The following is a 15,335-nucleotide window of genomic DNA, read 5'->3' on the forward strand; positions in this document are numbered from 1 at the left end:
GTACATTCGCGTGCCTCATGCGCGGTCACCGCGCAGAAAGCTTTGAGTAAATATTAGAACCTCCGCGCCGATCCCCCTATTCCGCGAGCACATTGTGAGCAACGGCACCCAATAACCGAAAGCCGCATGTCAGTTCCAGTCGGTCGCCGACAGCAGCCGCTCCTCAAACATGGGAATCATGCTTTCCACATACGTCCGGCTCAGGTGGTTGTCGTCCTTGTACACGTAGACGTTGCCTACCACGGCCGGGCAGATGCCGCCGGCGCAGATGAAGTCGCTCAGGTCCATCAGGTGCAGCCCGTCCACCTTCCCGCGGTAACTCTCCAGCGGTGACGGCTCCACCAGGGATTCGTTCAGCGGCGGGTTGCAAGCCCGGGCGTCCGCCCTGTGGCGCTGGACGCACTCGGGCATGTTGATGGTGAAGCGCGGGTTGTCCCGGATGCCGACGATCTCGATGCCGGCATCCGCGATGGGCTGGATGCCTTCGAGGTACGCCGGCACCTCGGTCTCGAACGGGGCTTCCTCATGGGTAAGGGTGGCCACAGTGAAGACGGCATCCGGCCGGTGCTCCAGCACGTACGCTGCGCTGGCCCCGTTGTATGCGTTGCATTCGGCAGTCCGGGTCTCGGATTCGGCCCCGAACCGGCAGGCCGGCATCAGCAGGGTGACCAGCTCCCAGCCGCGGGCTTCCGCGATGGGTGCCAAGGCGGCCAGATACTGCTGGGCATGGGAATCGCCCAGCACAACGATCCGTTTGGTGGGTTCGCCTTCGGGGAGCGCCTGCCGGCAGCCTTCAAGGACAGGGTCCCCGGTGGCATTCGCTCCCGTACAGGCCTGGTGGATTCCGGCCCAGTCGTTGTCCAGGGCGGTGGGACCAGGAATGATCCTGCCCTGCGGTGCCGGTGCTCCGGCGTTACCCGGGGTCAGCAGGGCTGCTCCCGGCGCCAGCTCGCGGGGCTGGGCGGCGGTGGCGGCTTCCTCCGCGGTGAGGCTCGTCTGCAAGACCGCCACGGGTCCGGCCAGCAGGGCGCAGCAGGCAACCACGACGACGGCGGTGCGCCAGGTGCGCACCTGCGGCCAGCGCCATTCCCGGAGGGGCTTTTCCACAAAGCGGGTGGTAAGGACGGCCAGGACCACCGAGGCGGCGATGATCGCGGCGCCCTGGATGAGGGTGGGGGCCTCAACGCCGGTAGCGGCCAGCGCCAGCACCAGGACGGGCCAGTGCCACAAATAGAGGGCGTAGGAGTTGTCCCCTAGGGAAACCAGCGGCTTCCAGCCCAGGAGGCGGTCCACACCAAACCGGCTCCCGCTCTGCCCGGCCACAATGATCGCGGCGGCAGCCAGCGTGGGCCACAGTGCCACGAATCCGGGGAACGCCCGGTCCACGGTCAGCAGCAGACCACAGGAGACCATGGCCACCAGGCCGGCCCAGCCGAGCACCACACGCAGGAGTTTTCCGGGTTTCAGGTACGGCAGGGCAAGGGCCACCAGCGAGCCCAGCGCAAATTCCCAGAGCCGCGTCCGGGTGTCGAAGTAGGCGTAGGCCTGGTTTGTGGCCGTCTGGTCAATCGAGAACGCGAGCGAGGCAACGAGGACGCAGACGAACGCGGCTGCCACCACGGCGCGGTAGCTGGCGTTGTAACGGTGCCGGAGGAGCCGCCACACAACAGCGGAAGCGGCGAAGACGAGAGGCCACAGGATAAAGACCTGTCCTTGGATGGACAAGGACCAGAAGTGCTGCAGGGGGCTCGCCGCGGCATGCTGCTGCGCGTAGTAATCCACGGCGGTATCCGCCAGCAGCCAGTTCTGCCGGTACAGCAATGCCGCCCAGGCCTGGTCCAGGATGACGGGCCAGCGGCCTTGCGGGAGGACCAGCCAGGTGCCTGCCAGGACCCCGAGGATGACAACGACGGCGGCTGGCAACAGCCGCTTGAAGAGGTGCAGCCAGTGGCGGAGGAGATTCAGGGACGCGCCGGCCTCCACCTTCCGGACGAAGGACAGCGTCAGCAGGAAGGCCGAGATCAGGAGAAAGATGTCCACCCCGCCGGACACCCGGCCAAGCCACACATGGTAGGTCACCACCATCAGGACGGCGAGCGCGCGGAGGCCTTGGACTTCGGGACGGAAGGTCGGTTTCCGGGCAGGCTTCCGCTCGCCGGTCTTTGCGTCCAGCGCAGTGCGCGGAGCAGCCTCGGCTGGTGCACTGGACACAGAGGACCTCTCCAAGCGGGTAAGCAAAGCATCAACCCTACTGAGCCGCACGGCCGATGGCCAATCAACGGCGGCCTTCGAGCCCCGTCGGAGCGTGCCACAAACTATGCTGGCCACAGGCCACCGAAGGGAGAGCATGTGATTGTCCAGCTGCGGATCTGTGTGCCCAGTGAACTATCGGCAGTGACGCTGGACGCTTGCAAGGAGCACAGGGGAACCGCCGAGGTGGCGCTCTTTCCAGGAGCATCCGTGTCGCCGCGGGGCGATGTCATTGACGTCCAGGTTGCCAGGGAAGCGGTGGAGGAACTGCTGGAGAAACTCCACGTCCTGAAGGCGCAGGAGGTGGGATCCATTGCCATCTCCATGCCGGAACTCGTCCTGTCCCGGCGCGCGGACAAAGCGGAGGCGTCTGCCCCCGGAGACGGCGCAGACGCCTTGATCTGGGACGAGGTCACCCGCCAGATGGGCGAGGACTCCCGGCTCACGTGGAGCTACCTTGCCTTCCTGATACTGGCCACGCAGCTCGCCGCCATCGGCATCGTGACGAACTCCACCATTGCCATCGTGGGGGCGATGGCCGTGGGGCCGGAATTCGGCCCCCTGGCGGCGCTGGCAGTGGCCTTGGCCCGGCGCCAGTGGGCAATCGGGCGGCGTGCTGCCCTGGCGCTTGGTGTGGGATTCCCGCTGGCCATGCTGCTGGCGGCCTTGACCACGTGGGTCTCCGCGGCACTGGGCCTCTTCGCGGACAACACCCTGGACACAGGGTCTGCGGTGGAGTTCATTTACCACCCGGGACCCTATTCCCTGATCGTGGCCGTTCTGGCCGGCACGGCGGGCATGCTGTCCGTCATCAGCCGGCGGTCGGCGGCACTCATTGGTGTTTTCATCTCCGTGACCACAGTTCCTGCTGCCGGGTTTGTGGCCGTGGCCCTCGTGCTGGGCGAGTTTGAGAAAGCAGCGGGGTCGGCCCTGCAGCTGGCGCTCAACCTGATGGGCATCGTGGCGTCGGCAGTTCTGGTGCTGGTCTTCTACCGGCTGATCACGAGGCGGCTCCCGCCGGAGACTGCCTTAAGGCTCCGGCGGAAGGCGTTGCGCGCACGCTAGCAGCACCCCCACGGCTGCCGCCCGAAGTAGCGGGCTACCCGGCGGGAGTAATCAGCCCACTCAGCCGGGAACAATCCTTCCAGCGTTCGTTCCTCGGACGTGACGCCGGGATGCTCGGCGAGGACGGCGGCAGGCACCGTCAGCAGAACCCAGGCCGACCCCCGTGCCACGCCGCTCCCCAAGTGGATGAGCCACCAGCCAACGTACATCGGATTGCGGCTCACGGCGTACGGGCCGGTTGTCACCAGGGTTGTTGGCCGTTCCAGTTCAAAGGCTCCGGCCTCGCTGCGGCGGCGCTCGGCCAGCGCCCAAATATTGACTGCACTGCCAACGGCCATCAATCCGAAACCCGTCACACGCTGGAGGCGTCGCGGCCCCGGCAGCGGCACCTCCAACCAACGGCTGGCGAGAATGCCGGCTATGGCTCCTGCCAGCTGACCGGGCGGCAGCGGCAAGTTTTCCAGCGGACCTTGATTTTCAGTCATCGTCTTCCTTCCCCGACATGTGCGGTTTCGGTAGCGTGGGCCGAGGCCACCGGGATCCGGCCCGCCAGATAGCGGGCATCACGGCATGCCCCGGGCAGCGTTGCCGACGCCGCCGCGTACATGAATTCCTGGCCCAGGAAGAACAGCCCAGGGGTATCAAGTGCCACACCGCGCCGCTGCCTGGGCAACGCGCCGCCGTCGAGCATTACCGGATCCATCCAGCCGAAGTCATCCCGGAACCCGGTGCACCAGATCACGTTTGAAACTTCCAGCCGGGTCCCGTCCGCGAGCACCGGCAGCCCGTTCTTCACCCCGGCAATCCGCGGCACGCGCCTGACGCCAGCGGCGGCCAGGTCTTTGGACTTTGTCCTGATCAGGGGCGCCGCGTGGGCTGTGAAGGCCGGTGCAGCTTTGCGGCCGATCGGGTTGCTGAGGGTAAGGACGTGGAGTCCGACGAACCGCACCACGGGCAGGAAGTACCGTGCCGCCGTCGGGCCGTGCTTGACGGGAATCTCACCGCCGGGCTTGCCGGCCACGATGGTGGGATGGGTCCGGGACACGTCAAGGCCAATCTCCGCTCCCGAGTTCCCCAGCCCTACTACCAGGACTGGGCCCTCCTTCAGCTGCCCGAGGTTGCGGTATTCACTGGAATGGAACTGGACGACGGCGGGGTCCAGTTCCGCAGCGAAGTCCGGTATCTTCGGCGCTTGGCTGGAGCCGGTGGCCACCACCACGTTGTGCGCCTCCCAGCGCCGGCCATTGGAAGCGGCGACGAAGCGGTCCCCCTCCAGCCACAGGCGATCTACCCGCACACCATTAAGGACGGGCAGGTGGAGCCGTGCGGCGTAGCCCTCAAGGTATCCGGCAACGTCATCCTTGGTGGGGAAGGACAGCGGGTCCGCCGGGAACGGCATTCCCGGCAGTCCGTCGTATTTTGCGGGCGTAAAGACGCGGAGCGAATCCCAACGCCGGCGCCAGGCGTCGCCGGTTCTTGGATGTGCGTCCAGGATGAGGAACGTCCGGTTCTGCTCTTTCAGGTAGTGGCCCAGGGCCAGGCCTGCTTGCCCGCCACCGATGATCAGCGTGTCCAGCGTTCCGGTCACACCATTGTTGTTCATGGCTGTTCTCCTTTGATATCCGAGGGGATGGTGATGGCTGAGCCTTCCGGGGGCTGGTCCGCCCGGCTGTCCTGTCCGTCGTCCCGGTACCGGAGCCACCATGCCAGCATCAGCGCGGATGCCAGGAGGTAGGCCAGGTGCAGGGCCCAGATGGGTCCGGCGGGGAGGTTGAAAACGTACACGGAGTGGACCGCGTTGGCCACGTTGGTCAGCATCAGGTTGCTGAGGCTGTAGGAAGCCAGGTCCTTGGTCCGTGCCGCTTTGACCAGCATCGGCAGCATTCCCACAGCGAACAGCACGGTGGAAAGTGTGCCGGCAAGTACTGGAAGGTTCATGCTTTGAGGCTATGGCCGTGCCCTTGCCGGCCGCGTCGGCCAAAATATGCAACTTTCATGCACGATGGGGCTGGGTATTTCTATGTAGTCAGTCCGTGTTCATAGGCATAGCTGGTGGCGGCTGCCCGTGAAGACAGGCCCAGTTTCAGGAAGATGTTGCTGACATGCCGGGCCACGGTCTTTTCGCTCAGGTACAGCTCGCCGGCGATGGCCCGGTTACCCTTTCCGGTTGCCACCAGCTGAAGGACTTCAAGCTCTCGGCGAGTGAGGAGACCCACCGTGCCTGGCGTGGCCCCGCTATTCAACATGCCTTCGTGCAGCAGCGATGCCGCCCACGTTGCCGCCGGCGCCGCGCCCAGGTCCAGGAGCGAAGCGTGGGCCGCCTCCAGGTGCATCAGCGCCGAGGACTCATCGCCCAGTGCGCGGCAGGCACTGCCGGCCAACGCCTGGCAGCGCGCCGCTTCGTACGGAACACCGAGCTCCTGCCAAAGCCTCCACGCCTCCCGGAGCGGTTTCAGGGCAGCAGAGGGGTCGCCGCCGGCCAGCCGGACCGCGCCGTCCGCCTGGCCGGCAACGGCCCGGATCATGGGCATAGGGCATTCACTGGCCAGGGCTTGCAGCTCCTGAACACCTCGCCGCGCGGCTTCCAGGTCGGAGGCGGCCAGCTCGATCTCCACCAGTGCCGGCAACATGTTCCGGCGGGTAGCGGCGTCTGCCGCGCCAGCTGCCCTCCGGATCATCGCTTGTGCCTGCTGCGCATCACCGCGGGCCAGCCAGACCAGAGCGAGGCCAGGCTGTGGCTCATAGCCGGACCGGGCAGCCTGCCGATAGGAAGCTTCGGCGTCGTCCAGTTTGCCACTCAGCCGTTTCACCTCCCCCTGCTGGTAGTAGCCTCCGTAAAGCGCCTTGGGATCACCCCTTACGGCAAGTCCTTGGGCAGCTGCAGCCGCCATCTGCGCCTCGGCCCAGGCCCCATGGAGCATGAAGAGTTCGGCGCGGTGCGACTGGCACTGGCCGCTGAACGACACCATGTCAGGGCGCGCACTGCACCAGCGGTCCAGGGCAGCCGTCCATTCCAGGGCCCTCTCCAGATCGAAGACCAGGTGGCAGTTGCCGATGACTGCGCAGTAGATAATCCCTGACGGGATCGGGGAGAGTTCACCCGCCGTGACGGCCACCATGACCTCGTCGAACATCTTGAGTCCCTTGTCAGGGTGACCAAGCATCAGCGTGGCCTGGCCTGTGCCGAGGAGGCCAAGCGCGGACAGGTCTTTGTCGTGGAACCGCTGGCCGAATTCGGCAACGCGGGAGAAAACCTGCAAGGCGCCCGCCGGATCACCGCCGTAAAGTTTGCCCAGGCCCATCGGCACAAGCAGCAGGCCCTGGACTGCGCTGGGCTCGGCCAGTTCATCCACGAGCCGCTGGCCGCGGGCAAACCACCCTCCGGCCCGGGCAGGCTCCCCCAGGAACATCAGTTGCATGCCCATCCAGCCCGCGCACCGCGCGGCACTCTCGGCGTCGCCAATCACAAGGTACTCCTCGTGAGAACGGGTGAGGGTCTCCAGTCCTGTGGTGCTTTCCCCGGTCAGGATCTCGGCCGTAGCCAGCCGTTCGAGGTCGGCAGCTGGCAACCCGCCGCGCTTATCGGCTTCACGGAAGGTCTGGTAGGCCTCGGTCCAGCGATGTTCCTGGAAGGCTGACCTGCCCTGGTCAATGCCTGTTTCAGCTGACATCTGGCCCCTTTCAGACACCAACCGCCCAACCTGCTGGCCCGCGCACGCTGGGCGCGGCGGTACTTAAGCGCCACGGTACGCCCGGTGGAGAAGCGGCACAAGCTACGGATGCAGCAGCGCGCGCAGCGTCTGAATGGTGTCGGACTCCGCCGCCGTCTTGTCGTCGCGGTAGCGCTTGACGCGTGCGAACCGCAGCGCGATTCCGCCCGGATAGCGCGGGGAACGCTGTACGCCGTCGATCGCGATCTCCACCACGGTGACGGGCTCGACCCAGACGGTGCCCGCCGTTCTCCGCACCTCCAGCTCCTGGAACCTCTCGGTCTGCCAGCGCAGCAGCACATCGGTAATGCCTTTGAAAGTCTTGCCCACCATCACGTAGCCGCCGGGTTCGCCGAACTCGCCGGCCGGGTCGAGGGCTCCCAGGTGCAGGTTCGACAGGAACCCGGTCCGCCGTCCTGACCCCCACTCGCACGCGAGCACCACCAGGTCGTAGGTGAGCACCGGCTTTACCTTGATCCAGTTGGAACCACGCCGGCCGGCCGCGTAGGCCGATCCGACCGCCTTCACCACCACACCCTCATGGCCCGCGGCCAGCGCATCGCGCGAGACCCGCTCAGCAACGGCCGCATCCGCCGTGATCTCCCCCGGTATCCGGTACTCGGGGGCGATCCGCTCGAGCACGCCGATGCGCGTCGCCAGCGGTTCGTCGAGCAGGTCGCGCCCGTCGATGTGCAGCACGTCGAAGAACCAGGGATGCAGCACGGTAGCGCGCGCCGCATCCGCCCCGAACCGCGACATGGTCTCCTGGAACGGTCTCGGCCCGCCGTCCTCGTCGAGGGCGAGGGTCTCGCCGTCGAGGATCACATCGCGCACCGGCAGCCCTCGCACAACTTCCACCACCTTGGGCAACCGGTGGGTCACCTCGGCCAGGGTGCGGGTGTAGATGCGCACATCGTTGCCGACGCGGTGCACCTGGATGCGCGCGCCGTCGAGCTTGTATTCCACGGATGCCTCCCCCGTGGCCTCCAGCGCCGCGCTGGCACTGGCCGCGGTCGCGGCGAGCATGGGCTGCACGGGACGGCCGACGACGAGGCCGACAGCGTCAAGCTCGGCCGCCGTTCCCGTGATCGCAAGCAGGGCGGTCCCGCCGAGATCGCCGGAGAGCATCGCCGCGCGGCGTACGGCGTCGACGGGCCGATCTGCGGCGCGGGCAACGGCATCCGTCAGCACCCCCTCAAGCGCACCGGTACGCAGTTCACCGAGCAGCACGCCGGCGATGAAAGCCTGCTCGCGCTCGGTGGCTGCCGCCGTGAGCAACCGGAGGGTCGCGGCGCGCTCCGCGGCTGATCCTGCGCCTGCGGTGACGAGCAGCCGATCCAGCGCAGCGTCGAGGTCGGCGACAGTCAGGCTCGGTTCGGCGGCCGGCTCCCCGATGGCTGCTGTCATACCGCGCCAGCCGATCCCAACACGGCCCTGTCGCGGCCTGGCGATGAGCAAGCCGACGGCGGCCGCGATGTCCACGGGCTCGAGCCGGCGCAGCAGATCGGCCAGTGCGTCGATCTTCGCGAGTCGGGAGCGGGTCGACGCGACGGCATCCGTGGTCTTCACGAGCTCGTCTAGCAGCATGGCATCAGTCTGCCACGCCGCCGACGCCGGACGCGTAGGCGGGAAAACCTGGCCACGAATGGTTTGTGGCACAAAAAACCGGCCCAGCCGAAGCTGGACCGGTTCCTTGCGGCTGGGCCCACGCCGGCGAGGGACCCAAGTCGAGCGAAGCGAGACTTGGGAGCCGGTGGGGACTAGTGGCTGTGGCCTGCGTGCTCGTCGTCGTGTGCGGGCTTCTCCACTACGAGGGTCTCGGTGGTGAGAACCAGCGCAGCGATGGATGCCGCGTTGCGCAGGGCTGCACGGGTGACCTTGACCGGGTCGATGACACCGGCGGCGATCAGGTCCTCGTACTCGCCCGTCTTGGCGTTGAAGCCGTTGTTGGTTTCGAGCTCGGCAACCTTGGCGGTGACAACGTAGCCGTCGAATCCGGCGTTCTGGGCGATCCAGCGAAGCGGCTGGACCAGCGCGCGGCGGACGATGCCCACAGCAGCGGCGGCGTCGCCTTCGAGTGCCTTGACTGCAGGGTCCTCGTCGAGGGCCTTCAGTGCGTGGATCAGCGCGGAACCGCCACCGGCCACGATGCCCTCTTCGAGGGCGGCGCGGGTGGAGGACACCGCATCTTCGATGCGGTGCTTCTTTTCCTTCAGCTCAACTTCGGTGGCTGCGCCAACCTTGATGACACCGATGCCGCCGGCCAGCTTGGCCAGGCGCTCCTGGAGCTTTTCGCGGTCCCAGTCGGAGTCGGTGCGGGTCAGCTCGGCGCGCAGCTGGGAAACCCGGGCTGCGACGTCTTCTGCGGAACCGGCGCCGTCAACGATGGTGGTGTTGTCCTTGGTGACCGTGATGCGGCGGGCGGTACCCAGCACCTCAAGGCCAACCGAATCCAGGCTGAGGCCCAGTTCCGCGGAGATGACCTGCGCACCGGTGAGGGTGGCGATGTCCTGCAGCATGGCTTTGCGGCGGTCGCCGAAGCCCGGAGCCTTGACGGCAACAACGTTCAGCGTGCCGCGGATGCGGTTGACGATCAGCGTGGACAGGGCCTCGCCCTCAACGTCTTCGGCAATGATGAAGAGCGGCTTGGAGCTCTGCAGCGCCTTCTCCAGCAGCGGCAGGAAGTCCTGTACGGAGGAGATCTTGCCCTGGTTGATCAGGATAAGGGCGTCTTCGAGGACGGCTTCCTGGCGTTCGGAGTCGGTCACGAAGTACGGGGACAGGTAGCCCTTGTCGAACTGCATGCCTTCGGTGAGGACCAGCTCGGTCTGCGTGGTGGAGGACTCCTCGATGGTGATCACACCATCCTTGCCGACCTTGCCGAATGCCTCGGCGAGGAGCTCGCCGATTTCGTCGCTCTGGGCCGAGATTGCTGCCACGCTGGCAACCTGCGTGCCTTCAACCGGGCGTGCGTTCTCGAGCAGGCGGGCTGCAATGGCTTCTACGGAAACCTCGATGCCGCGCTTGATCTGGCCCGGAGCGGCGCCAGCCGCAACGTTGCGCAGGCCTTCCTTGACCAGGGCCTGGGCGAGCACCGTGGCCGTGGTGGTGCCGTCGCCGGCAACATCGTTGGTCTTCGTGGCGACTTCCTTGGCCAGCTGCGCGCCAAGGTTCTCGTAGGGGTCATCAAGCTCAATTTCGCGGGCGATGGTGACGCCGTCATTGGTGATGGTGGGTGCCCCCCACTTTTTGTCGAGGACGACGTTGCGGCCGCGGGGGCCGAGCGTCACCTTGACAGTGTTGGCGAGCTTATCGATGCCGGCTTCAAGCGACCGGCGTGCAGCGTCGTTAAACGCAAGCTGCTTTGCCATGGTTGTGTCCTTTCAAAGACAGAACCCCGCACTGTTGTTCAGTCAGGGACGGAACAGCAGCACGGGGATCCAAAGAGTTACTTTACGACGATCGCCAGAACGTCGCGGGCGGAGAGCACGAGGTACTCGGTGCCACCGGTCTTGACTTCAGTTCCGCCGTACTTGGAGTAGATAACAACGTCGCCAACGGCAACATCGATCGGAACGCGGTTGCCGTTGTCGTCAAAGCGGCCGGGGCCTACTGCAACAACTTCGCCTTCCTGCGGCTTCTCCTGTGCGGAGTCCGGGATAACCAGGCCGGAAGCCGTGGTCTGCTCGGCTTCGAGCGGGCGGACAACAATACGATCCTCAAGAGGCTTAATAGAGACCGACACTCGGACCTCTCCTTCTACGTCAGCAAATTCATGGACAGTTGAGCTGCTTCGCCGTGGCTGGCAAACCGTCGTCGCGGTGCCGGCAGCAGCCTGGCTGGCAGCTCTTCATGTGTTAGCACCCTCCTAGGGAGAGTGCTAATGATGACTCTATGTATTGGTTAGCACTCGGTCAAGGCGAGTGCCAGAATTATGTCGCCGGCGAACAGCTGTCACCGGCCGGTGAGGTCCTCGAGATCGACGTCCTCGTCGCCGTCGTCCCCTTCCTCAACGGTGCCCCGCCGCAGGTACAGCACCACGGCGCCGCCCACGGCAGCCAGCAGCGAGACCACCAGCAGGATGATGCCGCCTATGCGCGCCCCGGCGTAGAGGCTGCGGATCTCTTGGGCCTCGTCCGTGGCGTCCTGGATGTTCTTGCCGCCCACGGAGTAGACGGTGGCGTTGAACGTGTCCAGGAAGAGGATGATTACCAGCAGCGCGATGCAGACCACGGCCACTGCGGATCCTGCAATCAGCGCGGGGCGGGCAAACTTCACCAGGTCCGGCTTTCTTGCTTGGGGTAGTCCGGACGGCTGGGTGCCTGCGCTGTCTTCCATGCCTTCAACCCTAGCGGGAACTGGCCGCCGGGCTACCTCCACTAGGCTTGAACCCATGGCTCAAGCACCGCAGGACCAGATCGCCCCACTGCTCACGAGTGAAGGCTGGGAGCTCCTGGCGTCCCTGGGCCCGTACCGCGAGGACAAGTCCTTCGAGCTCAACGCGGCTCTCCGCAAGGCCGGGCACTCCCCCGCACTGGTCTCCGCCGTCCTCACCCAGTCCCGGCTGCGCACTAAAGCCGAGCTGAAGTTCGGCGAGTTCGCCCGGAGCATGCTCTTCACGCAGGCCGGGCTGGAACAGGCCACGCGTCTCATGGTTGCCGCCAGGCATGCCGAGCGCTTTGCGCAGGCCGGTATCCGCCACGTGGCCGACCTCGGCTGCGGCCTTGCCGCGGACTCCCTGGCCCTGGCTTCGATGGACATCACGGTCACGGCCGTGGAAATGGACGAAACCACGGCCGCCTGCGCTACGGTCAACCTGATCCCCTTCCCCAACGCCACCGTAGTGCACTCGGACGCCACCACCGTCCCGTTGGACGGGGTCGACGGCGTCTGGCTGGATCCCGCACGCCGTGTCACTTCCACCTCGGGTACCAAACGGATCTGGGATCCTGAGGCGTTTTCGCCGCCGCTGTCCTTTGTGGAATCGCTCGCCGCCACCGGGCGCGCCGTTGGCGTCAAAATGGGCCCCGGCATGCCGCACGAGTCAGTTCCCGCCGGCTGCGAGGCGCAGTGGGTATCGGTGGGCGGCGACGTCACCGAGGTGGCCCTGTGGTTCAACTCCGTGCGCCGGCCCGGAATCCGCCGCGCGGCGCTGCTGCTCGGCCCGCAGGGTGCCGCCGAGCTGACCAGCGCTGAAGATTTCGACGGCGGTCCCGCCGCGCCGGTGGGTCCGGCAGCGGGCTACCTGTATGAGCCCGATGGCGCGGTGATCCGCGCCGGCCTGGTGGCCGACGTCGCGCTTCAACTGGGCGGGCACCTGCTGGACGAGCACATCGCCTACATCTGCGCCCCGGAGCTGGTGGACACGCCGTTCGCCCGCGCCTACAAGGTCCTGGAAGTGATGCCGTACAACGTCAAGGCGCTCAAGGCCTGGGTTAAGGAAAACGGCATCACGGTGCTGGACATCAAGAAGCGCGGCACCTCGGTAACCCCGGAGGAACTGCGCAAGCAGCTGTTCGCCGGAAGCAAGGTGGCCGGGAAGAAGGCAGGACAAAAAACAGCCACCCTGGTCCTGACCCGCATTGGGGAGGACCGGGTGGCCATCTCGGTGGAGCCTGCCTAAGGCAGCGAACCGTCCTGAGACCCGGCCTTACTGGGCGCGCATGAAGTCCTCGGCGGCCCGGACCTGCTCGTCGGTGGGCCGGACACCGGTGTAGAGCACAAACTGCTCGAGCGCCTGGATGGTGGCCACCTCGGCGCCCGTGATCACCTGTTTCCCGGCGGCGCGGGCCGCCTTGATCAGCGGCGTCTCCGCGGGCAGCGCCACGACGTCGAACACAACTTTGGCTGCCGCGATGGCATCTTCAGGGAAAGACAGCGAGGCCACTTCCGGGCCGCCTGCCATACCGATGGGGGTGACGTTGATGATCAGGTCCGCCGTGCCGCCGTCGAGCGTTGCCCGCCACTGGAACCCGTAATGCTCTGCGAGCGCCCGGCCGGTGTCTTCGTTCCGGGCGATGACGGTGACGTCCGTGAAGCCGGCGTCCCGCAGGGCCGCGACGGTGGCCTTGGCCATGCCGCCGGCGCCCTGGACCAGCACCGAGTAGTCCGTGGGCACGGCGTTGCTTTTGAGCAGCTGTTCGATCGCGGTGTAGTCCGTGTTGTAGGCCTTGAGATGCCCGTCGGTGTTCACGATCGTGTTGACCGAATCGATGGCCTTGGCGGAAGGATCCAGCTCATCCACGAGGGCCATCACGTCCTCCTTGTACGGCATGGACACAGCGCAGCCGCGGATTCCAAGGCCCCTGACGCCGGCGATCGCCTGGGCCAGGTCGGTGGGGGCGAAGGCCTTGTAGATCCAGTTCAGGTCCAGCTGGTCGTAGAGGTGGTTGTGGAACCGCGTCCCGTTGTTGCTGGGCCGGGCCGACAGCGAAATACACAGGGTCATGTCTTTATTCAGAATGGGCACCTGTCCATTAAACGCGTTCACCCCAACTGGGTCGCAGTAGATGTCGTTATGGGCGCTCAAAACGACATCTACTGCGACCCAGTTGGGGTGGGTGCGTTCGGTTACGGGCAGCCCGTCCCGGCTGGATAGCTTCCGACGGCGGCGGGTAGCTTCCCCGGGGCTGTCGCCTTGCCTGCCAGCACGGCAACGAGGGCGTCAAAAGCGCCAGGCGTGCGGCCGTAGAGCGCAATCTTCACCGGGGCAGTGGAATCCTGCAGCGGCCACGGCGCATCCAGTGCCACGGCGATGTCGCCCCCAACCGGCCGACCGGCGTAACCGATGAGGCTGACTAGGGGGCCCGTCCCGGTGCCGAGCCCTGCCTTCGCTGCGGCAGCCTCAAACCGCGCCCGGTCCTGCGCTGATCCGCCCGCAATCCGGATGCTTCCCTCAACGATTGGCGCGCCGCAGTGTCCGGACAGCACCGTGACGGCGGCCGCGGAGACCCGCGCCGAGATGTCGGCGCCGCTGCCGGGGGCTGCGCTGGCGGGGGCCGACCCGGCAGGCGGCGACGTGACGCGGCCGCGCCAGGTCATCATGGTGGCCACGCGGACAGCTGCTTCGTCCAGGCGGGCCGCCGGCAGTGTTCCGGCCGCGACAGCGCTAACGATGGCTGCGTGGGCCTGCCCCACGTCCGTGGGCATCAGGAGCAGGTCCGCGCCCGCGGCGAGCGCCGCCGTTGCTGCGGAGCCGCCCGGGTATTGCTGCTGGACTGCGCCCATGTTGAGGGCATCGGTCACCGCCACACCCTTGAAGCCCATGCCGCGCAGCGCAGCATAGGTGGGGCCGGACAACGACGCCGGGACGCCGGGTTCCAGGGCCGGTACGGCGATGTGCCCGGTCATGACCATGGGCATACCCGTGGCGATGGCCGCCCGGAACGGCTTCCAGTCCCGGGCTTCGAGTTCCGCGATGCCCGCGGGCTGCACCGGGAGGTCCTGGTGCGAATCAACGGTGACGGAGCCGTGGCCGGGGAAATGCTTGACGGCGGGCAGGACGCCGGCCTCCTGCATGCCCTGGGAAAACGCCACCGCCAGTGCTCCCGCTGCGTCCGGGTTGCCGGACATTGACCGGGCACCGATGGTGGGATCTGCTGGGCCGATGGTCACGTCCGCATCGGGGGCGAAGTCCACGGTGAAGCCCAGCGACGCGATCTCCGCGGCCAGGGCGCGGCCGGCGTCCTTGGCGAGTGGCGCATTGCCGGCGGCCCCGTAGCTCAGGGCCGTTGGCCATTCGGTCAGGGGCGCACCCAGCCGCGCCACGATCCCGCCCTCCTGGTCCACGCCGATGAGCCCGGGCCAGGGCCTGCCGTCGGCCTTGGCGGCCTGGGCCAGCCGGGCGTTGACAGCAGTCATGGCAGCCGGATCCGCCTGACCACGCGCGTCGAGCGGAATGTTGTCGCCCATAATGATGGACCCGGCCAGATGGAGGCGCTCAATGGTGGAGGCCTGGGCTTCGGCGTCCGTGCCGGCATACACGGGCATCAGCACCTGGCCGGCCTTCTCCTCGACCGACATCGCGGCCACGGCGGCCGCGGCGACATCCTGGTCGCGCTGCTCGGGGCCCCAGCCCAGCGGCAGCAGCCCGGGGTCAGGTGAGGGAGAAGCGGACGGAGGTGCCGTCGTCGGCCGCTCTGATTCCGGGGTTGAGGCGGGCGCAGGGCCGGGGGTCGCCGGGGCGGTGGCGGGAACCGCCGTGCAGGCAGTCAGGGCGGCCACGGCAGCGGCCGCAATAAGGAGGGTGGTTTTGTGAATACTGTCACGGGTCCAAAGGAACAAGGCCATCAAGACGATGCTACCCCTGCA

At 66.9% G+C, this 15,335-nt stretch carries 13 protein-coding genes; 2 read left to right on the plus strand and 11 right to left on the minus strand.

The genetic code is table 11. The features are described 5' to 3' along the window. Positions 1 to 129: 129 nt before the first annotated feature. On the minus strand, positions 130 to 2,172 hold the full coding sequence (locus tag CXR02_RS14015) for an acyltransferase family protein (RefSeq protein ID WP_258060981.1): 2,043 nt from the start codon (positions 2,170 to 2,172) through the stop codon (positions 130 to 132). Positions 2,173 to 2,349: 177 nt separating this feature from the next. On the opposite strand from CXR02_RS14015, the gene CXR02_RS14020 reads away from it, so the two are divergent. Beyond that, positions 2,350 to 3,315, plus strand: a complete 966-nt coding sequence (locus CXR02_RS14020; protein WP_104062567.1) for a DUF389 domain-containing protein — start codon at positions 2,350 to 2,352, stop codon at positions 3,313 to 3,315. Here the strand turns inward: CXR02_RS14020 and CXR02_RS14025 are convergent. The 8 genes from CXR02_RS14025 to CXR02_RS14060 all read right to left on the minus strand — a co-directional run bounded on the left by CXR02_RS14025 (position 3,312) and on the right by CXR02_RS14060 (position 11,363). Further along, positions 3,312 to 3,800: an isoprenylcysteine carboxylmethyltransferase family protein gene (locus CXR02_RS14025; RefSeq protein ID WP_104062568.1), complete on the minus strand. Its 489-nt coding sequence runs from the start codon at positions 3,798 to 3,800 to the stop codon at positions 3,312 to 3,314. The genes CXR02_RS14020 and CXR02_RS14025 overlap by 4 nt on opposite strands. Beyond that, entirely contained in the window at positions 3,797 to 4,918 is a 1,122-nt protein-coding gene (locus CXR02_RS14030) for an NAD(P)/FAD-dependent oxidoreductase (RefSeq protein ID WP_104062569.1), read from the minus strand. The genes CXR02_RS14025 and CXR02_RS14030 overlap by 4 nt, the downstream gene beginning before the upstream one ends. Beyond that, a complete protein-coding gene (locus CXR02_RS14035) occupies positions 4,915 to 5,253 on the minus strand; it encodes a hypothetical protein (protein WP_104062570.1) in 339 nt (112 codons plus the stop codon). Before CXR02_RS14035 ends, CXR02_RS14030 begins: the two co-directional genes overlap by 4 nt. Before the next feature lie 80 nt (positions 5,254 to 5,333). Continuing rightward, positions 5,334 to 6,986, minus strand: a complete 1,653-nt coding sequence (locus CXR02_RS14040; RefSeq protein ID WP_104062571.1) for a response regulator transcription factor — start codon at positions 6,984 to 6,986, stop codon at positions 5,334 to 5,336. 102 nt (positions 6,987 to 7,088) lie between these two features. Continuing rightward, the gene (locus tag CXR02_RS14045) at positions 7,089 to 8,612 is read right to left on the minus strand and encodes an ATP-dependent DNA ligase (RefSeq protein WP_104062572.1); all 1,524 of its coding nucleotides are present in this window, start codon (positions 8,610 to 8,612) and stop codon (positions 7,089 to 7,091) included. Between the two features lie 173 nt (positions 8,613 to 8,785). Beyond that, a complete protein-coding gene (gene groL, locus CXR02_RS14050) occupies positions 8,786 to 10,396 on the minus strand; it encodes a chaperonin GroEL (RefSeq protein ID WP_104062573.1) in 1,611 nt (536 codons plus the stop codon). Between the two features lie 77 nt (positions 10,397 to 10,473). After that, the gene (groES, locus tag CXR02_RS14055) at positions 10,474 to 10,770 is read right to left on the minus strand and encodes a co-chaperone GroES (RefSeq protein ID WP_018773735.1); all 297 of its coding nucleotides are present in this window, start codon (positions 10,768 to 10,770) and stop codon (positions 10,474 to 10,476) included. Between the two features lie 209 nt (positions 10,771 to 10,979). Continuing rightward, complete coding sequence (locus CXR02_RS14060) at positions 10,980 to 11,363, minus strand: hypothetical protein (protein WP_104062574.1); 384 nt, start codon at positions 11,361 to 11,363, stop codon at positions 10,980 to 10,982. A gap of 55 nt (positions 11,364 to 11,418) precedes the next feature. Here CXR02_RS14060 and CXR02_RS14065 point away from each other — a divergent pair, with 55 nt between their 5' ends. Continuing rightward, entirely contained in the window at positions 11,419 to 12,648 is a 1,230-nt protein-coding gene (locus CXR02_RS14065; RefSeq protein ID WP_104062575.1) for a class I SAM-dependent methyltransferase, read from the plus strand. Positions 12,649 to 12,675: 27 nt separating this feature from the next. Here the strand turns inward: CXR02_RS14065 and CXR02_RS14070 are convergent, their stop codons facing one another. Together CXR02_RS14070 and CXR02_RS14075 are read right to left on the minus strand one after the other, a co-directional pair. Then, the gene (locus tag CXR02_RS14070) at positions 12,676 to 13,494 is read right to left on the minus strand and encodes a shikimate 5-dehydrogenase (RefSeq protein WP_258060970.1); all 819 of its coding nucleotides are present in this window, start codon (positions 13,492 to 13,494) and stop codon (positions 12,676 to 12,678) included. Between the two features lie 101 nt (positions 13,495 to 13,595). Further along, a complete protein-coding gene (locus CXR02_RS14075; protein WP_308470690.1) occupies positions 13,596 to 15,314 on the minus strand; it encodes a glycoside hydrolase family 3 N-terminal domain-containing protein in 1,719 nt (572 codons plus the stop codon). Positions 15,315 to 15,335 lie beyond the last annotated feature (21 nt).

Source organism: Arthrobacter sp. 4R501 (genome assembly GCF_002929755.1).
In the GTDB taxonomy this organism is placed as follows: domain Bacteria; phylum Actinomycetota; class Actinomycetes; order Actinomycetales; family Micrococcaceae; genus Arthrobacter.